Raw genomic sequence first — 22,292 nt, 5'->3', positions numbered from 1 at the left:
AGTCCGGTGAAAATCCGGCGCGGTCCCGCCACTGTAAATGAAGAGCTGATCTAGGAGACGCCACTGGCCCATAAGCCGGGAAGGCATAGAGAAGCGTTGACGCATAGCCAGGAGACCTGCCTTGATTGGATTTCACAGACTCTACGGATGATGGAGGCGGTGCTTTTTTTGTTGTCTTTTCGTGTGATTGACGACGCCGGCTGCCCTTGATTCGTTACGAATCAGGGGCTTTTTTTGTTTTTCTGAACAACGAAGGAGACAGAGGTGCATGAAACCAAACAGAACAACATTTATTGCGGCGGCGATTGTTGTCGTTGTCCTCATTATTGCTTTCTATAGCAGCGGTCCTTCGACGACGAAGAAGAGTGAACGGACGACCGTGCAAGCAGCGACGGAAATGACGGATCAGGCGGGAGAAGAGTCGGCTCCGACATCGCCGACACCTGCCGCTGAATCCGAGTCGGAGTCAACGGCCGCATCTTCAACCGGGCAGTCCGAGCCTGTCTCTGCAGAGGACAAATCACCGGCACTAACCGATGAGACCGAACAAGCACAGGAGCCGGCAACTCCCGACAATGGAGTGATAGCCTCGTCTAAGCCTGATCAACCGGTGAAGCCTAAGCCAGACTCAAACTCAAACTCGGACACGTCAGCTCAGACCAAGCCTTCCACCACGCCGCCGAGGGGAGCAACGAAGCCGCCATCAACGGACGCGAAGCCTCCTGCCATCAAGCCGGATGCCGGAAAAGATCCCTATCAGACCGACCCCGTTCCGGAAGGAAAGCCGGCTCCCGTTGAACCGCAGAAGGCTGAAATCTCCGACAAGGCCATGACAGCGTATCTCTCCGTGAGCTGTGCCGCAATCCTCGATCATATGGATCAATTGGATGCCGAGAAGGTCGAGCTCGTGCCTAAGGATGGCGTCATTTTCAAGTCGCAGAAAGTGACCTTCTATGAGGGCGAGTCCGTGTTTAACGTGCTGCAGCGTGAAATGAAGAAGAACAAAATTCCGATGGAATTTGAGAATACGCCCCTGTACAACTCTGCGTATATCGAAGGAATCCATAATCTGTACGAATTCGACTGCGGAGAGTTATCCGGGTGGATGTATAAGGTGAACGGCTGGTTTCCGAACTACGGCGCAAGCCGGTATCAACTGAAACAAGGCGATATAATCGAATGGGTATACACCTGCGATTTGGGCCGAGATGTAGGGGACACTTATGATTCTGCCGGGGGCGGAAAATCATGAAAGACGCCTTTTCCGGCTATCACCCCGTCGTCAACTTCCTGTATTTCGTCCAAGTGATCCTGTTCGCCATGGTGTTCATGCATCCGGTCTGCTTAGCGATATCCATGATCTTCGCAATCGCTTATTCGATTAACTTGAGTGGCCGGAAAGCGATCGGTTTTCAGCTCTTCTATATGCTGCCTATGCTTCTGATAACAGCCATCATTAATCCCGCATTCAATCATGAGGGAGTTACGGTCCTAACGTACTTGCACAGCGGTAATCCCTTGACGCTGGAATCCATCGCTTACGGCATCGCAGCGGCTGCGATGTTTGTAACGGTTATTAGCTGGTTCGCGTGTTACAACGCAGTCATGACCTCGGATAAGTTCATTTACCTCTTCGGTACCGTCATCCCGGTCCTCTCCCTCTTTTTCTCGATGGTGCTGCGCTTTGTTCCGAAGTTTAAGGCGCAGCTTGCCGTAGTGTCCCATGCACAGAAATGCATCGGCAGGGATATGTCGAGTGGCGGCGTCTTCGCTAGAATCAAGCACGGCATTCGAATTCTGTCGATCATGGTGACCTGGATGCTGGAAAACGCCATCGAAACCGCGGACTCCATGAAGAGCAGAGGCTACGGATTAAAGGGGAGAACGGCCTTCTCCCTCTTTAAGTTCGACCGCCGTGACCGCATCGCGGCAATCGGTATGGCGACAATCGGTATGTATATCATTACAGGTGCATTGGCTAAAGGGCTGTACTTCAGGTACTTTCCTTCCATGCGCGGCGTTGATTTGTCGGTATTCAGCTTGAGCTTGTTTCTGGCCTACGCCGTATTATGTGCAGCGCCGCTGATGATTAATAGTTGGGAGGACAGGAAATGGAAGCTTTCGCAATCCGACATTTGACGTTCACTTACCCCGGCTCGGAGAAGAAAGCATTAGACGATATTTCTTTATCCATTCGCCAAGGAGAGTTTGTGCTGATCTGCGGACAATCCGGCTGCGGCAAATCAACGCTGCTCCGACATTTGAAAACCGATCTCACCCCTCATGGCGTCCGAAGCGGAGAAATTCAATTTCAAGGGACGCCTCTCCCTCTTTTGGACAGGCGGCAGCAAGTCGCTCGGATCGGCTACGTCCTGCAATCCCCCGACAATCAGATCGTAACGGACAAGGTATGGCATGAGCTCGCTTTTGGACTGGAAAGCTTAGGCTGCAGCACCTCCGAAATTCGGCGTCGCGTCGCGGAAATGGCCAGCTTCTTCGGCATTCAGGACTGGTTTCACAAGAAGGTAACCGAGCTCTCCGGCGGGCAGAAACAGCTGCTCAATCTGGTCTCGATTATGGCCATGCAGCCTCAGGCCCTCATTTTGGATGAGCCCACAAGCCAGCTTGACCCCATTGCTGCCGCAGAATTTCTGGCCACCATCGCCAAAATCAACCGCGAGCTTGGTGTCACCATCGTCCTATCGGAGCACCGGCTTGAAGACGTGCTTCCACTCTCAGATACGGTCGTCGTTATGGACCGTGCCTCTGTCCTCGCAACGGGCGCACCGACAGAGGTCGGCTTAAGGCTTCGGGAATTGGGCCATTCTATGTTCCAAGCCATGCCTGCCTCTGTGCGAATATATGCAAAAATCGACAATAACTTTCCTTGTCCGACCACCGTCCGGGAAGGTCGACAATTTCTGAGGGAACTTGCAAACACAAGAGAATACAAGGGTGAAATTGCGGAAAGCATTATGGCGAGCAGGCTTCGGGAACCTATTGTCGAGTTGGATGAGACTTGGTTTAAATATGACAAAAATGCTCCCGATATCATTAAGGGATTGCAAGCAAAAGTATACCCGCGAGAAATCTATGCGATCGTAGGCGGTAACGGTACCGGCAAAACGACGACGCTATCTCTAATGGCCGGGCTGCGCAAGCCCTATCGTGGACGTGTGCTGATTCAAGGACGGCCGATCGACGAGATTCCGGGCGGCGAGAAATACCAAGGGCTTCTGGGTGTGTTACCTCAAAACCCGCAGTCGCTGTTCGTTCGCCAAACCGTTGAGGCAGACCTTAAGGAAGTGCTATCCGGACGAGGATTCCATAAAGAAGCAATCCAAGAGAGCGTTAATGACGTGGCGGAATTATGCGGTTTGCAAGACTTGCTGCAGCGGCACCCTTATGATCTATCCGGAGGTGAACAGCAGAAAGCAGCTCTTGCCAAGGTGCTGCTCCTTGAGCCGGCTGTCCTTCTGTTGGACGAACCGACCAAGGGGCTCGATGCCCATTATAAACTTCAATTCGCAGCTATATTGCTCCATCTAAAACAGCAAGGAACGGCGATTGTAATGGTCAGCCACGATATCGAGTTCTGTGCAAACTACGCCGACCGCTGTGCCATGTTCTTCGACGGGGGAATCGTATCGGAAGGAAGACCGCGGGATTTCTTCGCAGGCAACAGCTTTTATACGACAGCAGCGAACCGGATGGCAAGGGACTTAATTCCGAGGGCGATTACGACGAATGATGTTATAAGCGCTTTTCATGGCGAACCGGAAATAAACGACTATTCTATCAAGCCGAAGATGAAGAAACCCGCGTCGTTAACCAAAGCGGATCGTGAAAAGCCGAAGCCGACAGTAAGCAGAGCCACTCCAATGTCACACGAACAAATGCCCATCGAGCATCGGAATCTCTCCAAACGAACACTGGCCGCCGCATTTCTCATTTTGCTGTTCATCCCGTTGACGATTTGGTGCGGCATCTATTATTTGAATGATCGGAAGTACTATTTTATTTCCATGCTGGTGATTCTGGAAACGATGCTTCCGTTCATGATGATCTATGAGGGAAGGAAGCCGCAGGCTAGAGAGATCGTGACATTATCCGTGCTGTGTACCATTGGCGTCGCGGGCAGAATGGCGTTCTTCATGGTGCCCCAATTCAAGCCGGTTGTCGCCATTGTGATTATATCGGGGATCGCATTCGGGGCAGAGGCCGGGTTTCTGGTAGGTGCGATTACGGCGTTTGTATCCAATTACTTTTTCGGTCAGGGGCCATGGACGCCTTGGCAGATGTTTGCCTTTGGCATCATCGGTTTTCTTTCGGGGCTGCTTTTCAAGAAAGGCATTCTACGCAGAAATCGGATCGTTTTATGCCTGTTTGGCGGCCTGGCAACCTTTATTATCTATGGTTGTATTATGAATTTCTCTTCGGTATGGATGACGCAAACGAATCCTACAATCGCCATGCTGGTCGCAGCTTGCATACAGGGAATTCCGTTCGATTTGATACATGCGGGGGCAACGGTGCTGTTCTTATTTGTGCTATCGCGGCCTTTGCTTGAGAAATTAGACCGGATCAAAGAGAAGTACGGGATGGTGTCGCCCGTATCCGACCACGACTCAATAGGAGGCGCACAATAACGAAAAGCCTGGGATACCAAGATCCCAGGCTTCTTCTCCGCAACGAGCACGCCAATCGCTTACTTCTTGCCTTTCGCTTTCAACCATTCGTCCAGTTGTTTCTGCTTCTCTTCGATTACTTTCGCGGAGCCGATTGATAGATTTTCAAAAGCGGCATGGTGGTCATACCTTTCCGTCGTATTAGTTCGAATACGGTCAGGAAACGATGGCTAGTACTGAGCTTTATGTGTATTTATTAATTTACCATATCTGTATAGGTTTAGGGTGGATGAGGCTTCGTGGGGAATTGCCTAAATGGAATCACGTACTGTTATTGTAACACTGGGGTATTCGCCGTGACGTTTCTCGACGATAGGTAGTAATCTATCCCGAGTGATGTTAAGGAGATGATGGTGTGCCTAGAAAAGGCGGAAGCAGCATTTCGATTAAAAGCAAATGGACGAAGACAAAGTGGTTGCTGGCAGACCGTACATTAAGACGATTCGTTCCCGAAACGAAGCGTTTTACTCGCTCATCACTGCATGCGATGATTGGGCGATATAAGACGGTCTATTTCAAACCAACAACCGGGACGGGCGGAAGCGGCATTGCGCGTATTGTGCGGTTATCTGCTCGAAAATATCAGGTGAAAAAAGATACGCGAACGACAACAATCTCTTCTGCAAGTTCACTTTATCGCCAATTAACTAGAATCGCTCGCGGCAGGAGCTACCTTCTCCAGAAAGGCATTTACTTAAAAGCTGCTCGAGGCAGACCGTTCGACCTGCGGATGATGGTGCAGAAGGACGGCAGCAAATGGGTGCCGACCGTCATGTTCGTCAAGCTTGGCAAGAAGAACAAAATCGTCACGAACTACCATCAAGGCGGCAAGCTTGCTAAGGTTGAGCCGACATTGCGTCGTTCGGGGTACAGCAGCGCTCAAGTTACTCGATATAAGCAGAAGCTGAAGATGCTCGGCATGCAAACGGCGCGCTGCTTCGATCGTCACAGTACTCGGTTTAAGGAGCTCGGCCTCGATGTGGCCCTTGATCGCAAGGGTCGGTTATGGATTCTGGAGGTCAACACGAGGCCGGGCTTTAGTGCATTAAAGTCGCTTGCCGACAAGCGGTTTTACCGAACGGTTGTCCGTTATGGCAGGAAGTATGGAAGAACCAAATGAGCGATATCGAGCAGGCCGTCCTTGATGAGGATGGCCTTATGCGCATACTGACAATAAAATGGAGAAAATGATTGTTATTTCGACAAAATAAGTGTAAATTTCAGATTAAAGACCTATATGAATAGTATTATAGTCCTAGCGAAATAGGTATTAATAGAAATAGGTATTATGGCTTAGCATCTTGGATTATTCCTTACTGAATGGGGGTATAGCGTTGGATGTCGATAACAAAGAGACGACTTTACGGACGTTAATGAGAATAGGGCCCATTCCGCTTCTTTCTTTTTTCACTCTTGCATTGGAATTGGTAGAGTTGATTAGTCAGCATCATCGTAATGGGATCATTTATGATCCTCTTAGCCCCGACCATTTATTTATTCAATATCAAGGTGAGCGGCCGATACTAAGGCTTGTCGGCTCGCCCCCATGCAATCAGACCGAAAAGGAGGGAAATGATAACGAGCAAGAAGAGCTCAATCGAGTATTTGCCTACATATCACCGGAGCAAACGGGTCGCATGAAGCGGAAGATTGATGAACGCAGCAACTTGTATACCCTAGGCATTCTCTTCTATGAGCTGTTGGTCGAAGAAACGCCGTTAAAGGCCAAATCCGTGAATGAGTGGATTCATGCCCACATGGCCCTGCTGCCAATTCCCCCGCACTCCGTGAAGTCCGAAGTGCCGCGCATGCTGAGCGATCTCGTAATGAAGCTATTGTCCAAGTCCGCAGATGATCGGTATTTCAATGTCTACGGTCTCCGTTATGATCTGCAGAAATGCGCGAATCAGTATAGAGAGAATGGCAGTATTGCGCCATTCGCTTTAGGAGCAGTAGACGAACGAAGTCGATTTCAATTGCCGACTCAGCTATACGGCAGAGAAGAGGAGCTGCAGGGACTGCTTCAATCCTATGAGCGCGTTTCCGCGGGATCTATGGAGTTTCTCTTAATTGGCGGCCATGCAGGCAGCGGTAAAACTTCGTTAGTGAAAGCCATTCAAACGCCTATTATGCAGAACAAGGGGCACTTCATCTCAGGCAAATTTGATCAGCTCAATCACTCCCTCCCCTATTCCTCCCTTATTGTTGCCTTTCGCGATCTCATTGGGCAAATTATAGCGGAAAGTGAAGAACGGTTCACTTTATGGAAAACGAAGATTTTATCTGCCTTAGGCCAAAGCGGAAGCGTGCTCATTGAAGTGATTTCCGAGCTGGCCCTCATCATTGGTGAACAACCCCCCGTCGAAGATTTACCGCCGGCCGAATCAACGATTCGTTTTCAAACGTTATTTTGCAACTTTATTCAACTATTCGCGGATCAACATCACCCGCTGGTCATCTGGCTGGATAACTTGCAATGGGCCGATGCTGCTTCACTTCATTTACTTCGCGTGTTGCTGAACGACCCAACTAATAAACATTTGCTCATTATTGGCACTTATCGAAACAATGAAATTCATGAAGGGCATCCGGTTTTAGAAATCTTATTCGGGCATGCGCCTAAGAAGGATCCTTCCATTCACTGCATGAATCTGAAATCCCTCGGATATTCGAATGTAATTGACTATGTTGCGGATGCGCTGCATGCGGAGCCGGGCCGAGTGAAGCCGCTAGCGGAAGCGCTTTATCAGAAAACGGGCGGGAATCCCTTTTATTTAAAGCAAATGCTGCATCGTGGTTATGAGGACAAGCTGCTGTTTTTTAACGCGGACCAAGCTTGCTGGGACTGGGATATCGAGCTCATTAAAGAACGGGAAGGGTTCGAAGATGTCATTAGTTTGATCATGAGTCGATTCAATGCGCTGCCCCCGGATACCCGTAAGTTGTTGCATTTAGCAAGCTGTATAGGAAACGCTTTCGACATCAAACGATTATCCATGTTATGCGAACAAGAGGTTGAAGAGACGGAACAAGTATTGCAGGCTGCATTGAGTGAAGGTTTCGTATGGTGTGAAGGGGACCGCTATATTTTCTTGCATGATCAGCTGCGAAGCGCGGCCTATGAACGTATGCTGGAAGAGGAGAAGAAGCAGGTTCATTTGAAGATCGGGCATTTTATGCTTAGTTGCTTTCAATTGGAATCGATAGCGATGGATGATCTTCTCTTCGAGATGGTGCATCATCTGAATCGGGGCAGCGAGCTGATAAGGGAACCATCGGAGATTGAATTGTTGGCTAGTCTGAATTTACAAGCGGGTAAGAGAGCCAAAGCTTCTGCTGCGTATGAGCAGGCGTTGGAGCTGTTGGAGATAGGTGTTCAATTGATTGGGAGCAAGGGTTGGTCTACACATTCTGACCTCTATTCCAATTTGTTGCTTGAGAGCTCAGAGTGCCAGTATTTCTGCGGTTATTTCGATCAGGCCGAGTGTAGGCTGGAGCAGCTTCTCGTTCATGTCGTGAATATAGCGGATCGGGCCAAAATCTATATTATCCAGATTACGATGTACGCTTTCTTGAAGCGAGAAGGGAAATCGGCCGAAATTGCCTTAAGGGCAATGGCGGAATTCGGGTTAGTTGTACCGTCCAAAGCCTCGAAGCTGGCGATTATTTCCGAAATTGCGCTCACCCAGCTACGTCTGGCTAGGGAAGGGGACAATATTAAACAGCTGTCGAAGAGCAGGGATCCTTTGCATAAAGCTTTAGCGGATATCGTCATGGCTTCATCGCCGATTCTGTTTATTACCAATGAACAATTAGCGGTTATTCTGTTCGCCAAGTATGTAAGAATGGCATTGGATCAGAGAAACTCGGAAGCGCTGGCGATAGCGCTCGGCTCTTATGCGATTACGTTATGCTTCGGCTTGAAAAGCTATAAAGCCTCCTTGCGCCTGGTTGAAATTGCACTCAGCTACTCCGAGAAAATGGACAGTGTTGTCTTAAGAGGGAAAATTCATTTCATGGTGGGGATGATTCTACAATTCCTGCGGCCCCAATTGTCGGATCGCCACTTTGAGCATGCGGCCCAATTCAGCTTGGAGGTAGGGGATCTGAATTACGCAGGCTACGCCATATCCTCGAGGATCATTACGGATACCGGCAATTTGCGCCGTTTGAGTCTTATGTGCAAACAATATGAGCAAACCGCGCATCGAATGCTTGACGCGATGTCCGTGAGGGTGATTGATTTAACCAATCAATATGTACACCTTTTGCAAGCCGTGACGGATGCGGCGAATGTGAAAATTCAATTCGAGTATTTCGATAATAGCCGGCTCTTACAGGAAACAGAAATGAACAATGCGTACAAATCCTATATGGTTTATAACGCAACATGCAAGCTTGAAGTGTATTACTTGTATGGCTATTATGCAGAGGCATTGGCAGCTGGCGAAGAAACGAGGGAATATGAGGGAAGCAAGACATTGTCGTTCGATCAAAGGAACTGCTTCTACCATGCGTTGACCTTAACCGCGCTCTACCCTAATGCTTCCGATGCTTTAAGACGAAGCTATCGCAAATGTCTAAATCAATTGCTGATTCAGATGAAAAAGTGGACAAGGATCGTTCCGGAAAACACGTTAAGCAAGTATTGGATCATGCTGGCCGAGTCAGCTCGATTAAGCGGTAAGCATACAACGGCTGCAAAGCTGTATGACCAAGCCATTGAACTAGCGCATGTAACCGGTTGTTCGCAGGATGAAGCGATTGCTCTTGATTTGGCTGGCCAATTTCACCTCTCGTTGAATCATCCGCATACCGCAGAAACCTACCTTCGGAATGCGTGCAAAGCGTATTGCAAATGGGGCGCCAGAGGTAAGGTTACCTTCATGCAGGAACGGTATCCTGTGCTTAAGTCGCTCACTTTCTTTGAAGAAGAGGATCTGGAAGATTGCGAACACATCGCCGAGATGGGAAAAACAGAACCCGACAGAAAGCTCGCACAGGGCTTGGATAAGGTAATGGATATGGATACGATTCGACAGGCTTCCAGAATCGCAGCCAAAGGCACGGCAGAAACGAAATTGCTGGAGGGTTTCCTCCGGCTAGCCATTCATAATGCAGGTGCCGAGAAGGGCATCATCTTATTAGGCGGTCTCGGTAAACAGGATATCGTTACAGAGAATGATATGAACCGCTGTGCCGACCGATGCATAGAGCCTGCTGCCTCTTATTCCGCTGCAGTGGTGCAATATGTCATGAGGGCGAAGGAATCCATCGTACTTGCAGATGCGTGCCAAAGTATTTTCGCAACAGATCCCTATATCCATCGGAAACGACCGAAATCCATCTTGTGTATGCCCATTCGATATCCGGATCATCGAGAGGGCATCCTGTACCTAGAAAACAATTTAATTGCAGATGTATTTACGATTGAACGCTTCGAAGTATTGGAAATGGCATTCTCGCAGATGGCTTATATGCAGCTCTGGCAATTACGAGAGCCTGCCGGCGAAGCAACCAAAGCGGTCGAAGTGAAACTGGCAGCCTCGATGATTGAGTCGCTTTCAATTCGCGAGCTGGATGTTCTGCGTCTCATGGCAGATGGTTTATCGAACAAAGAGATTGCCGCAGGACTAGCCATTACAGAAGGCACGGTCAAAATTCATGCCTTCAATATTTATGGCAAGCTTCAGGTTAATCGGAGAGTACAGGCTATCTCCAAAGCGAGAGAGCTGCAGCTATTGGGTTAAACAGTAACCTTTCCATTCTTACTTATTGCTGTTCAAGCAACTCTCCGCGAATAATCGGGATTTCTTTGGGTGCATCAATGGTTAAACGTAACAAGCCATCATCACTCTTAATAACAGAAACAATAATATTTTCATTGATGACAATGGATTGTCCGGGTTTTCTTCCGACGACCAGCATGAAACTCGCCCCTTTATGTAGATGGAATTGGTTATAGGATGATCATAAACCGAGCAGGCCGGAATGTGATCTGACGAAAGTTATAGCGGCCTTAAGTTTAGGGAAATAGCGGTATAACCAAAGTTATAGCGGCCGTTAAAACAAAGAAAGAAGGGAGCTCTAGCTGTGCTAGAGTTCCCTTCTTTCTAGTGAAGATTAACGAAGCAACTGCAGTACGCCTTGTGGTTGTTGGTTAGCTTGTGCCAGCATCGCTTGAGCAGCTTGGGAAAGGATGTTGTTCTTCGTGAACTCCATCATTTCTTTCGCCATATCTACATCGCGGATACGGGATTCGGCAGCCGTCAGGTTCTCGGAAGAAGTACCGAGGTTGTTGATTGTATGCTCAAGTCTGTTTTGGTAAGCACCCAGCTTGGAGCGGGCAGTGGATACAGCGCTGATCGCATCGTCAAGAACGGAAATCGCTGCGGAAGCTTTGGAAGCTGTGCTCAGATCAAGCGAATACTCCGTGCTGGATTCGTTTGTAACGGAAGCTTTAGCCGTGAATGCAGCTACTTTGCCGTTAGAAGCTGTAATCGTCGAGTTAGCGGCAGTTCCTGTTACTTTCAGAGCTTTGGAACGCATGTCGGCAATTTCAACAGCCAATGTTTGACCGCTGTTCGAACCGATTTGCATGGACAACGAGTTATCCACGACATCATCCTCAAGCTTGAATGTTGTATTTGTGGAGTTCGTCAACGTAGCAGCATTCGTAGTCAGTGAAACGCCGTTATCGAACTCAATGGTGTCGCCGGCTTTACCTTTTTGAGTGTCGTACGTTGTTGTTCCGCCATCGTTAGTCAATTCGAATGTATATTCTGTAACATTGGCATTAACACCGAAGAAGATGCTTCCGTTACCGGAAAGATCTGCACCGTCATACTCCAATTTAACATCGCGGCCCAGGTCAATAACCGTGTTGTTAGCTGCTGCAGCGCTCAAGGAGTATTTCGCGCCATCAACTGCAGTACCGTCGGCTTTTTGAAGCTCAGCTGTGTAGCCGGATGCCGTTTCAACATCGAAGGATACCGTATAGCTTGCACCGGAAGCTTTGCCTTGAAGGGCAGTAGTGCTGAGGTCAATCAGCGCACCTGATCCGCCGAAGGAAAGGTTCGTCAGTGCATTTGGCGAGCTAGCCAGTTGAAGCTCATTCACAACAGAGCTTGTACCGATTTGGTTGCCGGAAACCGTTTCTTTCAGGCTAACGGTGTATTGGCTTTGAACCGTCGTGGACAATGTGTTGCCCGACACGAAGGAAGCGCCTGTCGAAGTAAGGGTAATATCTGTACCGCCGCCATCGAGATCAAATGTAAGATCACCGGTCGTGTTGGAGGCGATTGTTGCTGTTGCGCTGTTAGCACCTTGAGTAACTTTAACTTGATCAAGCGCAGCGCCGGAAGCAAGGCCGATTACTTGACCGTTATAAGTACCGTTGTCATTAACAGCATCAGCAAGGTTCAAACCACCAATAATGGCGTCAACATCGACATCGAATTGAACGCCGGCAACTTGAAGTGTTTTTGCGCCATCGCCAGCTGCTCCGGAAATCGTAACTGTGCTGGTGTTAGTACCGTCGCTAAACGTAAATGTAATATCTGCAGTGGCGTCACCGCCATCAACTACGCCGATTGTCAACGTATTAGCAGTACCGTTGTTAATAAGTGCTGCTTGTGCAGAAGTTGCATTGGAAGCCATAGTGAAGTTGGAGATTACGCCAGCGGATTTAAGGGTACCGGCGCCGTTATCCGTAACCTTCGTAGCATCGATTGTTCTCGATGTTTCAATTGTATACGTACCGGAGTCAGTAGCATTAGCCGTGCCTGATTTAATATCCAATCCGCTTCCGATGGAGGAGTAGATTTGGTTCTTCTGAACCGTAAGCGTGTGGTTCACATCATTCAACGAAGAGTTGCTCTCAAGCGTGATCGCTGTGTTGCCGCTAGTTGTGTTCAGGATTGCGCCGGAGTCCGTAGCCGCACCGTCCAGTTGTTTCGTGCTCTCAGCAGTGATCGCGATTTTGTATGCGCCGCCTGCGAGATCAACCGTGTCGCCGGCTGTTACGGAAGCGTCTGTTACATTGGAGAGAATGGTTGATTCGATTTGTGCTACCGTGTCGGAAGTAACCTTAATATCGAATGTGCCTGTTGGAGCGGTTGATTTAGGATCAACTGTGATTGCCGTAATCCCTGTTCCCAGTGTAGTTGTAGCTCCGCCGGTCAGTTTTCTGCCATCACCGGTAATCGCAACATCACCGTTTAAGATTTTTCTTGTATTGAACTCCGTTGTGTTACCGATACGGTTGATCTCGGAAGAAAGTTGGTTAACTTCCTCTTGGATCGCATCACGGTCCGTTCCCGAGTTCGTATCATTGGCAGATTGCGTTGCCAATTCACGCATACGTTGAAGGATTGCATGTGTTTCGCTTAGCGCGCCTTCAGCCGTTTGAATCAAGGAAATACCATCTTGAGCATTGCGAGTCGCTTGATCCAGACCACGGATCTGACCGCGCATTTTCTCGGAGATCGCAAGACCTGCTGCGTCATCGCCGGCACGGTTAATACGTAGGCCGGACGAAAGCTTCTCCAGGTTTTTGGACGAGTTCACACCGTTAGCTCCCAATTGGCGGGAAGTGTTAAGTGCCGCAAGGTTGTGATTAATTCTCATTGTTCATTACCTCCATGTGGTTGTGTTAAGAATGCCATCCATTTGCATTCTTGTGAGACAATAAAGATGTGCTTCCAATTCGCTGCCGGGTCGCGCGCTGATCCAGCCAATGAATTGTCAGCCTCTTCCCTATCCTCCCTGATTTGAACCACTCGTCCTTAAGTGGAAGGCCGTGCATTTCCTTATTGTTTCTGTTGTTGCGCCAGTTTCTCGTCAACCAGCTCTCCGCGAACGATTGAAATATGTTTAGGTGCATCAATGGCTAACCGCAAGTGGCCCTCATCGCTCTTTACAACTTTGACCATAATGTTGTTGTCGATCATGATGTATTCCCCTGGTTTTCTCCCTAGTACGAGCATGCACTTCTCTCCTTAGAAGTTAGTAGAAAAAAGATGAGCAAATACGTCGTTGCCCATCTTCATCCTGAAGAAAGACAATCGACTTATTTGCTCATCCATAAGTCTTATGATGTTCTGCATTAAACCTAGTGAAGACTGGGAAAACATGATCAGACAGCAAAAGGACGAGTAAATAGGCAGGTATCTGTTCGGATGATCTCCGGACTAAATACCATGCTTATTCACTCGTCCATGAGTGTAATATGAGATGCTTTACCCAATATATCGACAGCATTTTATTTTTTGTTAGCGTTTTTTGATGAAATTTGAAAAATATTTACGGGGCCTTCAGGAGCCTTACTATGCGTTTATTGCAAAAGCTTATGAATGCTATAAAATCATCTGTCTTGTTACTATTGGCCGCACATGATACGTTAAAGGAATCAAGGTAAGAAATCGTACCCGAATGAACGGAATCATTCATCACTCATACGAGAGCGAGGTGTGTAGGGAACATGTTTCAAGTAACAAACAGTCCTTTTCAACAGAATCAAGTGGATTTGCTTAATCAATTAATGCCTACACTGACAGAGGGGCAGAAGATTTGGCTGAGCGGTTATCTATCGGCGATATCGGTTGCCGCGGTATCGGCGTCAACGACGGCATTGCAAGCTCCGGCCCAGCCAACGAGTACACCGGCCATTTCCAAAGAGGTAACCGTACTCTACGGATCACAAACAGGAAACAGCCACAAGCTGGCAAAGAAATTGTCCGGCAAGCTGCAGGATCAAGGCTTTCAGGTGACGCAAGCTTCCATGATCGATTTTAAGGCGAACACGCTGAAGAAGGTGCAAAATCTCTTTATCCTCGTTAGTACGCACGGAGAAGGAGATCCGCCGGACAATGCGATTTCGTTCTATGAGTTTCTGCACAGCAAGCGAGCGCCTCAATTAGAAGGATTGCCGTTCTCGGTGCTTGCTCTGGGCGACACGTCCTATGAATTCTTCTGCAAAACAGGCAGAGACTTCGATCAGCGGCTGGAGGAGCTTGGCGGCAATAGAATTGTGCCGCGCGTGGACTGTGACGTTGATTTCGACGAAGCGGCGAACCAATGGATTGAGAGCGTTCTCGCTTCGCTGGGGCAGGCTTCAGCTGCTGTTCAGGTGCCGACGGCCAATTCCGCTGCTTTGGAAGGAACGGTTTCGGACTATTCAAGGTCGAACCCGTTTCAGGCTACCGTGCTGGAGAACTTAAACTTAAACGGACGCGGATCGGACCGGGAGACTCGCCATCTGGAGATCTCTCTTGAAGATTCCGGCATCCACTACGAACCGGGCGACAGCTTAGGCGTATACCCGCACAATCATCCGAGACTTGTGGACGAATTGATTGCTGCTATGGGATGGTCGCCGGATGATCTTATTACGCTTCCTAAGATTAATGAGGAGCGCTCATTGAGAGAGGCTCTGACAAGCTATTATGAAATTACCGTGCTGACCAAACCGCTGCTCGAACAAATCGTTGCGCTTACGCCCGGAACCGGATTGGAAGAGCTTCTGGCCGCCGGTAAGGAACAAGAGTTGAAAGCGTACATTAAAGGACGCGATCTGCTCGACCTGGTACAGGATTACGATCTGGAAGGCGTGCCTGCGGATAGCTTCCTGGCGCTGCTAAGACGCATTCCGCCTAGACTGTACTCTATCGCCAGCAGCTCGAAGGCTTATCCGGATGAAGTGCATTTGACCATCCGCAAGGTACATTACACGGCATCAGGAAGAGTCCGGTATGGCGTGTGCTCGACCTATGTGTCAGAGCGCCTTGAGCCGGGGCAAACCGTATCGGTATTTGTGCAGGACAATCCGAACTTCAAGCTGCCAGCCAATTCGGAAACGCCGATTATTATGATCGGACCGGGCACAGGCGTTGCACCGTTCCGTGCATTCCTAGGCGAACGCGAGGAGAATGGCGCAGAGGGCAAGACGTGGTTGTTCTATGGGGATCAGCATTTCGCATCGGACTTCCTTTACCAAGTGGAATGGCAGCGCTGGCTGAAGGAAGGCGTGCTAACGCGCATGGACGTTGCATTCTCACGGGATACCGCAGAGAAAGTCTACGTGCAGCACCGCATGCTGGAGAAAAGCAAAGAGCTGTATCAGTGGTTGGAAGAAGGCGCTGCCGTCTACATCTGCGGAGACGAGAAGAAGATGGCGCATGACGTGCAAGCGGCATTAATCACCATCCTGAAGCAGGAAGGCTCCCTCAGCCAAGAAGAAGCGGAAGCGTACCTGATGAAGATGCAGCAGGATAAACGTTATCAACGGGACGTCTACTAATCAGGGAGATCCAAGAGAGCGAGGGAGGCAGAGACATGTCGGATAATAATCTACTATCAGCAAACAGTGCACCGCATAGCGACGTGGAAGATATTAAACGCAGAAGTGACTATCTGCGGGGAACGTTAGAGGAAACGCTGCAGGATCGGATTACAGGCTCCATTTCCGAGGATGATAACCGATTAATGAAGTTTCACGGCAGCTACATGCAGGATGACCGTGATGTGCGTAATGAGCGGAACAAGCAGAAGCTTGAACCCGCCTATCAGTTTATGGTTCGCGTACGGGCTGCAGGCGGTATCGTAACCCCGGAGCAATGGCTTATGATGGACCGAATTGCGCAGCGTCATGCCAATGGCACGATTCGGTTAACGACGCGGCAGTCATTCCAACTACACGGTGTTATTAAGTGGAATATGAAATCCGTTATTCAGGAAGTAAACGAAGAGCTGCTAAGCACGCTGGCTGCATGCGGCGATGTAAACCGCAATGTCATGTGCAACCCGAATCCGTATCAATCCGAGGTTCATGAGCAAGTACAGGAATGGGCGCAGAAGGTAAGCAGTCATCTGGATCCGCATACTCGCGCTTATCATGAGCTTTGGCTGAATGAGGAGAAAGTGGTCGACAGCCGAGACGGCGTGGAGCAGGAGCCGATTTACGGACCGGTTTACTTGCCGCGGAAGTTCAAGATCGGTATTGCCGTTCCACCGGCTAACGAAGTGGATGTTTTCTCACAAGATCTGGGCTATATCGCCATTCACGAAAATGGTCGCTTATTGGGCTTTAACGTAGCGGTTGGCGGCGGTATGGGAATGTCGCACGGTGATCCGAAGACATATCCGCAGGTGGCGCGGGTAATCGGCTTTATTAAACCGGAGCAAGCGGTCGATCTCGCGGAGAAAACGGTTATGATCCAGCGGGACTACGGCGACCGTGCGGTGCGTAAGCATGCCCGGTTCAAGTATACGATCGATGACCGCGGTATTGAGTGGTTCGTCGATGAGCTGCAGCAACGACTGGGCTGGAAGCTGGAAGAAGCGCGCTCGTATCATTTTGACCATAATGGGGATCGTTACGGCTGGGTGAAGGGAAGCAACAACAAGTGGCATTATACGTTGTTCATTCAGAATGGCCGGGTGAAGGACGAGGACGGCTATCAGCTTATGACTTGTCTGCGTGAGATCGCCAAGATTCATACGGGAGATTTCCGCCTTACGCCTAACCAGAATTTGATTATCGGCAACGTATCGAGTCAGAAGAAGAAGAAACTGGAACAGCTGATTGAAACCTACGGACTTACGGATGGGGCGGAGTACTCTGCACTGCGCCGAAACGCGATGGCCTGCGTAGCGCTGCCAACCTGTGGTCTGGCTATGGCGGAGTCGGAGCGTTATATGCCTTCCCTGCTGGATAAGCTTGAATTGATACTGGATGAAGCGGGACTGCGCGAAGAGGAAATCGTCATTCGCATGACCGGTTGTCCGAACGGCTGCGCGCGCCCTGCATTGGCAGAAATTTCGTTCATCGGCAAAGCGCCGGGCAAGTACAACATGTACTTGGGCGGCGGGCATTCCGGTAACCGACTTAACAAGCTGTATCGCGAGAATATCGGCGAAACGGAAATTCTGAATGAGCTGAAGCCGATATTGCTCCACTATGCGAAAGAGCGGAATGAAGGCGAGCATTTCGGCGACTTCTGTATTCGCGGCGAATATGTAAAAGAAGTGGTTTCAGGTCTGGATTTCCACGCTTAGTTGCATTTATAATGCCTGACGGTCGCCATGTGCGACCGTTTTTTGTTAAAATCACTTTTACATGGAAGGTTGAAGAGGGATTTGTCTGTTTTTGTCGAATGTGTTTAGTCTATTCATGATCAGCGTGATATCGGAGATAGAATTATGGGACAACTAGGAGCCAGTGACAACCAATGACCCCGTTTATTCGTGATTTGATCGTAAACACCTCGATTCTTTTTGTATTTACTTTTTTGTCCGGACAGCTGTTTACCAGGTTAGGAAAAGCGCGAAAGCCTTCATGGCGGTATCAGGTGCATGTTGGCGTATTACATGGTGCATTCGGCATCATTCTGATTTTCTCAGGCATTCATGTGCAATCCAACGTCGTGCTTGATGTGCGCAATATCGCTATATTTATGTCCGCGCTCTATGGCGGCCCCATTGCGGTAACCGTCACCAGCGCGATTACGGTACTGTTCCGAACGATAGAAGACCCTTCCGCGTTCACGGTGGTGTTCACGGTGGCCGCATGTATATCCGTCGGAAGCGCGATCATTGCCGCCAAGGTGCGCTCTTACGTGCTCAAATGGACCGTCTTCCTGATTTATTTGGAAGTCTTCTTTTTTATCGACTTCTATGTCGTGTTTGACCTTCCGTTCCTGCCGAGAGTGGCTCCTTATCTGCTGATTAACTTACTGGGCGGCATATTGGCCGCCTATCTGCTTCATTACTTCCGGCGTAATCGCAGCTTGAACCATAGGATCAAAGAAATGCAGCAAGAGCTGCATGGCATTCTAAGGCTGCAATCCGGATTTACGTTCAAAATTACCAATGAATCCGGCACTTATAGGTTTACTTTGGCAGAGGGTCAGCTGCTTGAAGAGATGGGAATGACTCCGGAGGACTTTGTTGGAAAACCGATTGAAGAGGTGTCCCTATTCGCGTTCTTGCAGCGTAATCTTACAGACGTGGCGATCACCGAGAAATTGACCTGCGAAGCAGTGGTGGCGGCATTCCATCTCTTAATTACCGTTTGCCCTGTTAGGGAAGAGGGTACCGTAAGGGAATGGATCGGTTCAGTTATGGATATCACGGAGCGTAAACGAGCGGAGCAGCAGGTTACGGAGAAGGAAGAGCGGTATCGTACGCTCGTAGAGAACTCGCAGGATTTTATTCTGAGCTTTCATCCGGACGGTACCATTGCTTCGGTGAATCAGAAGATGTGCGAGGAGCTGCAGCTGCAGCGGGATCAGATCGTCGGGCACAAGCTGACGGATATCTTGTTAGACGGGTATCTGGAAGAATGGGAGCGGAGCTTCCAACAAGCAATTGAGGAGCGGAAGACGCAAGAGCTTGAGGTGCGGCAGGTACAGCCGAAGCAGAACAAGATATACAGCCTTACGCTTTCGCCGTATTATGATTATTTTCATGAGGTTAAAGGGGTTACCGTGACCATTCACGATAATACGGAGCTCTACCAACGGAAGGCGGCCGATGAATCGAATCAAGCCAAGAGCCATTTTCTAGCCACGATGAGCCATGAAATCCGTACGCCGCTTAGCGGCATTATTGGGTTAAACGGCTTACTGATGAAGACGGACCTTACCCCGATTCAGCAAAATTATGTATCCAGAATGGGCTCTGCCTCCGATGCGCTGATGGTCATTATTAACGATATCTTGGACTTTTCCAAAATCGAAGCCGGCAAAATCGAACTGGAGCGCATTCCGATTTCCCTTCACGGCTTCCTGGATAAATTGATGCACATGACGTCATTAATGGTCGAGGGCAAGCCGATTACGCGTATATTCGATGTCTCTGAGGATTGCCCGGACCGCATCATGGGAGATCCGCTGCGATTAGAGCAGGTCATGCTCAATCTATGCAGTAATGCGAGTAAATTTACGGATCGCGGCTTCATTCGCGTTGCGGTCGAAGTCGAGACGGCTGCGTCCAAATCGAACAAGATGCTGCGGTTCTCTGTTCAAGATACGGGGATTGGCATTTCCGAAGCGCAGCTCCCGCTGTTATTCCGATCCTTCACGCAGGCCGACAGCTCGACCAGCCGCAAGTACGGCGGTACCGGACTTGGTCTTGCCATCTGCAAGCTGCTGGTGGAAACGATGGGCGGTCAGCTTGAAGTGATCAGCGAGCAAAGGAAGGGGAGCACGTTCTCGTTTGTGGTACCACTGGAGGAGCTTGCAACGGACAGAGATGATCTTATAGGGCTATCCGGTATTGCTGCGGCGATGGCTGCCGAGAATGTTGAGGAACAAGGGGATCAGCCGGACAGGCAGCTTAAAGGTCGTATTCTGCTCGTCGAGGATAATGAAATCAATCAAATCATAGCGAGAGAAATATTGACAGGGAGCCATTATGATATTGAAGTAGCGAGCAATGGCTACGAGGCTCTCCAGGTGCTGGAGCAATCCGAGCCCGGGCAGTGGGATGCCATTCTCATGGACATTCATATGCCGGAGATGGATGGCTGCGAGGCTACCAGGCATATCCGGGCCAATCCACGTTTTCAACATTTGCCGATTATCGCTTTAACGGCGGATGTGTTCTCGGATAATCATCAGCTGTACTATCAGGCCGGCATTGATGATATTACGACGAAGCCCTTTATCAAGGCGCAATTGCTGGCCGCGCTGGACAAATGGCTTCGCAAATAATAGGAAAGGCGGCGCAAGGGAGACCTTGCTGCCGCCTTTTTCTTTAGGGCTGAGCTAGATATAGCGGCGAATCGTATCCGCCAGCTGGTCGGCAACATAGCTTGCGCCGGAAGCCAGGTGATTGCGGTCGAAGCGAAGCTTGACGTAACGCTCGTCGGTGTCAAAGGCTTCGGAGAACAAGCCGGATAGGCCGCGCGCCTTGCGATCGATCTGCAGCAGCAAATCAACCCCATCCGCATCGGGATAAAACACGATTTCCAGCTCATCAAGCTGGCCTCGGAACTCCGAGGTGGGAATAAATTCGAATTCTTGCACGAAAGAAAGTCCCGCAATTCTGCCGTATTGCGGCGCGTATTGGCAGGTGACTTCGCGAATGCGGAAGCCGAGCTGACGAACGGCATCCAGTACAACCGCGGAATACGGGTGGGGATTCACTTGAAGCTGATCCCGGTCCTTAGGGTCAATGGCTTCCTTGATTTCCAGTCCCGTTTGAATCCATACCGGCGTTCTGCCCATCGTAACCGGCGTATTTACCGGCAGCTGAAAGGATACGGGAAACTCATAGACTTGCTCAGCTTCAACCGTAAACTTGCCGGCGAGAAGAAATTTGGCTATGGGAGCTTCTTCTTCTATCTTGGTATCATTATGTTCCTTAACATATCGTGTCATAACGAAGGCGTAGACGTCATCGACCTGCTGAGCTACACGGCCGCCTTGAATCCGGACAACGCCGCTAAGAGTATCCCCTGCCTGCACCTCATCCTCGTGAAGCATGAGATCGACTTGCGCTGCACCGATTCCGACGCTTGCCAGCATGCGTTTAAACATAGACATTGTAATATAACGCCTCCTTATAATTGTACGTATTCAATGATCTGATACGACGAGAGGACAACGGAGGTTTCATAGGTGGACTCTTTTTTGCGGATGAAGGCTGGCCGAAAATAATATGAATGTGTCTTTAGTTGAATTTGGTTGTTTTGTATTGAATTTACTTGGCGGAATGAGTATGCTTAAAGAGAACTACATCGCATATTTATACAGGGGGTTTAATGAACTATGGGAGTCATTAAGCGGGTCGTCATTATCGGTTGGGACGGAGCCGGGAATTTCGTGCAGGCTGCTTCAACACCTCATTTAGATCGCTTGATCAGCAGAGGAGCTGTTTCATTCGATGCGCAAACGGCTTCACCTACGATCAGCGCAGAATGCTGGGGGGCGCTGATGCATGGCGTGAACCCCGATAAACATGGATTAACGAACTCGAAGGCAGAGAAGCAGCTATTCCCTGGAGATTCGCCTTATCCTTCCATTTTCCGAATCGCCCGTGAAGCAGACCCGAGTGTCAAGCTTGCCTCGTTCAGCGCATGGCAGCCTATCAACTATGGCATTATTGAACCGAATATCGGCGTACATAAGGTATCTATGCCTGACCGAGAGATTGCCTTGGCAACGGCTGACTATATTAGTAACCATTCTGATTTCAAGCTGCTGTACGTTCACTTGGATTTACCGGATATAGCGGGCCATAAGCATGGCTACAATACGCCTGAACAGCTGCGCAGCATCGAAGAAACGGATACCAATACAGGCGTCATCCTGGATGCGCTTGAGCAAGCGAATGCGCTGAACGACAGTCTCGTCATCGTCGTATCCGATCATGGCGGCGGCGGGGAAGTCGATACCGACCACGGCAGCGACCATCCGCTGGATAAAACAATTTTCTGGGCAGCGGCTGGCCCGGGTATTGCGCCTGGAACAACCATTACGGAGCCGATCGTCATTACGGACACAGCTGCGGTTGTTGCCCATGCACTGGGACTGGCAGCACCTGAATCCTGGGAAGCGAAGCTGCCGCAGCATCTATTCGGCACGGCTAAGGTAGAATAGC

Annotated in this window: 13 protein-coding genes and 1 riboswitch; of the genes, 9 read left to right on the top strand and 4 right to left on the bottom strand. The window is 49.5% G+C overall.

Annotated elements, in window-relative coordinates; translation table 11 throughout:
- A riboswitch (cobalamin riboswitch) is annotated at nucleotides 1-138 on the top strand. This riboswitch is flagged as partial in the annotation.
- 130 nt (nucleotides 139-268) lie between these two features.
- The 5 genes from I8J30_RS30260 to I8J30_RS30235 all read left to right on the top strand — a co-directional run bounded on the left by I8J30_RS30260 (nucleotide 269) and on the right by I8J30_RS30235 (nucleotide 10,438).
- Nucleotides 269-1,252, top strand: coding sequence for a DUF4430 domain-containing protein (locus I8J30_RS30260; RefSeq protein ID WP_210664138.1), 984 nt, complete (start codon nucleotides 269-271; stop codon nucleotides 1,250-1,252).
- Entirely contained in the window at nucleotides 1,249-2,139 is an 891-nt protein-coding gene (locus I8J30_RS30255; protein ID WP_210664137.1) for an energy-coupling factor transporter transmembrane component T, read from the top strand. The genes I8J30_RS30260 and I8J30_RS30255 overlap by 4 nt, the downstream gene beginning before the upstream one ends.
- On the top strand, nucleotides 2,112-4,649 hold the full coding sequence (locus tag I8J30_RS33395; RefSeq protein ID WP_240548490.1) for an ATP-binding cassette domain-containing protein: 2,538 nt from the start codon (nucleotides 2,112-2,114) through the stop codon (nucleotides 4,647-4,649). The genes I8J30_RS30255 and I8J30_RS33395 overlap by 28 nt, the downstream gene beginning before the upstream one ends.
- A 394-nt stretch (nucleotides 4,650-5,043) precedes the next feature.
- Entirely contained in the window at nucleotides 5,044-5,808 is a 765-nt protein-coding gene (locus I8J30_RS30240) for a YheC/YheD family protein (protein ID WP_210664136.1), read from the top strand.
- 517 nt (nucleotides 5,809-6,325) lie between these two features.
- On the top strand, nucleotides 6,326-10,438 hold the full coding sequence (locus I8J30_RS30235) for a helix-turn-helix transcriptional regulator (protein WP_210664135.1): 4,113 nt from the start codon (nucleotides 6,326-6,328) through the stop codon (nucleotides 10,436-10,438).
- A 22-nt stretch (nucleotides 10,439-10,460) separates the two neighbouring features.
- Here I8J30_RS30235 and I8J30_RS30230 read toward each other — a convergent pair whose 3' ends face one another.
- From I8J30_RS30230 to I8J30_RS30215, 3 genes are all read right to left on the bottom strand, one after another.
- A complete protein-coding gene (locus tag I8J30_RS30230; protein ID WP_091224761.1) occupies nucleotides 10,461-10,616 on the bottom strand; it encodes a carbon storage regulator in 156 nt (51 codons plus the stop codon).
- A gap of 195 nt (nucleotides 10,617-10,811) precedes the next feature.
- Nucleotides 10,812-13,316, bottom strand: a complete 2,505-nt coding sequence (locus tag I8J30_RS33830; RefSeq protein WP_276316198.1) for a flagellin N-terminal helical domain-containing protein — start codon at nucleotides 13,314-13,316, stop codon at nucleotides 10,812-10,814.
- A gap of 182 nt (nucleotides 13,317-13,498) precedes the next feature.
- Nucleotides 13,499-13,675 carry a carbon storage regulator gene (locus I8J30_RS30215; protein ID WP_210664134.1) on the bottom strand — a complete coding sequence of 59 codons (177 nt, stop codon included), beginning with the start codon at nucleotides 13,673-13,675 and terminating at the stop codon, nucleotides 13,499-13,501.
- 494 nt (nucleotides 13,676-14,169) lie between these two features.
- On the opposite strand from I8J30_RS30215, the gene I8J30_RS30210 reads away from it, so the two are divergent.
- From I8J30_RS30210 to I8J30_RS30200, 3 genes are all read left to right on the top strand, one after another.
- Nucleotides 14,170-15,987 (top strand): assimilatory sulfite reductase (NADPH) flavoprotein subunit, encoded by a 1,818-nt coding sequence (locus I8J30_RS30210; RefSeq protein WP_210664133.1) that lies wholly within the window; start codon nucleotides 14,170-14,172, stop codon nucleotides 15,985-15,987.
- Nucleotides 15,988-16,022: 35 nt separating this feature from the next.
- Entirely contained in the window at nucleotides 16,023-17,744 is a 1,722-nt protein-coding gene (gene cysI, locus I8J30_RS30205) for an assimilatory sulfite reductase (NADPH) hemoprotein subunit (RefSeq protein ID WP_210664132.1), read from the top strand.
- Nucleotides 17,745-17,917: 173 nt separating this feature from the next.
- A complete protein-coding gene (locus tag I8J30_RS30200) occupies nucleotides 17,918-20,401 on the top strand; it encodes an ATP-binding protein (protein ID WP_210664131.1) in 2,484 nt (827 codons plus the stop codon).
- 54 nt (nucleotides 20,402-20,455) lie between these two features.
- Here I8J30_RS30200 and I8J30_RS30195 read toward each other — a convergent pair whose 3' ends face one another.
- Complete coding sequence (locus I8J30_RS30195; protein WP_091224767.1) at nucleotides 20,456-21,235, bottom strand: sporulation protein; 780 nt, start codon at nucleotides 21,233-21,235, stop codon at nucleotides 20,456-20,458.
- Between the two features lie 225 nt (nucleotides 21,236-21,460).
- On the opposite strand from I8J30_RS30195, the gene I8J30_RS30190 reads away from it, so the two are divergent.
- On the top strand, nucleotides 21,461-22,291 hold the full coding sequence (locus tag I8J30_RS30190; protein ID WP_210664130.1) for an alkaline phosphatase family protein: 831 nt from the start codon (nucleotides 21,461-21,463) through the stop codon (nucleotides 22,289-22,291).
- The last annotated feature ends 1 nt before the right edge of the window (nucleotide 22,292 follow it).

This window comes from Paenibacillus lignilyticus (assembly GCF_017942085.1).
Taxonomy (GTDB): domain Bacteria; phylum Bacillota; class Bacilli; order Paenibacillales; family Paenibacillaceae; genus Paenibacillus_Z; species Paenibacillus_Z lignilyticus.
Note: the sequence above shows the minus strand (reverse complement) of the source record. Positions and strands in the feature narration are given on the sequence as shown.

What these genes read in the sequence shown, in the direction of transcription:
- I8J30_RS30260 (WP_210664138.1), top strand. Translation starts at nt 269, where the DNA reads ATGAAACCAAACAGAACAACATTTATTGCGGCGGCGATTGTTGTCGTT.
- I8J30_RS30255 (WP_210664137.1), top strand. Translation starts at nt 1,249, where the DNA reads ATGAAAGACGCCTTTTCCGGCTATCACCCCGTCGTCAACTTCCTGTAT.
- I8J30_RS33395 (WP_240548490.1), top strand. Translation starts at nt 2,112, where the DNA reads ATGGAAGCTTTCGCAATCCGACATTTGACGTTCACTTACCCCGGCTCG.
- I8J30_RS30235 (WP_210664135.1), top strand. Translation starts at nt 6,326, where the DNA reads ATGAAGCGGAAGATTGATGAACGCAGCAACTTGTATACCCTAGGCATT.
- I8J30_RS30230 (WP_091224761.1), bottom strand. Translation starts at nt 10,616, where the DNA reads ATGCTGGTCGTCGGAAGAAAACCCGGACAATCCATTGTCATCAATGAA.
- I8J30_RS33830 (WP_276316198.1), bottom strand. Translation starts at nt 13,316, where the DNA reads ATGAGAATTAATCACAACCTTGCGGCACTTAACACTTCCCGCCAATTG.
- I8J30_RS30215 (WP_210664134.1), bottom strand. Translation starts at nt 13,675, where the DNA reads ATGCTCGTACTAGGGAGAAAACCAGGGGAATACATCATGATCGACAAC.
- I8J30_RS30210 (WP_210664133.1), top strand. Translation starts at nt 14,170, where the DNA reads ATGTTTCAAGTAACAAACAGTCCTTTTCAACAGAATCAAGTGGATTTG.
- cysI (WP_210664132.1), top strand. Translation starts at nt 16,023, where the DNA reads ATGTCGGATAATAATCTACTATCAGCAAACAGTGCACCGCATAGCGAC.
- I8J30_RS30200 (WP_210664131.1), top strand. Translation starts at nt 17,918, where the DNA reads ATGACCCCGTTTATTCGTGATTTGATCGTAAACACCTCGATTCTTTTT.
- I8J30_RS30195 (WP_091224767.1), bottom strand. Translation starts at nt 21,235, where the DNA reads ATGTCTATGTTTAAACGCATGCTGGCAAGCGTCGGAATCGGTGCAGCG.
- I8J30_RS30190 (WP_210664130.1), top strand. Translation starts at nt 21,461, where the DNA reads ATGGGAGTCATTAAGCGGGTCGTCATTATCGGTTGGGACGGAGCCGGG.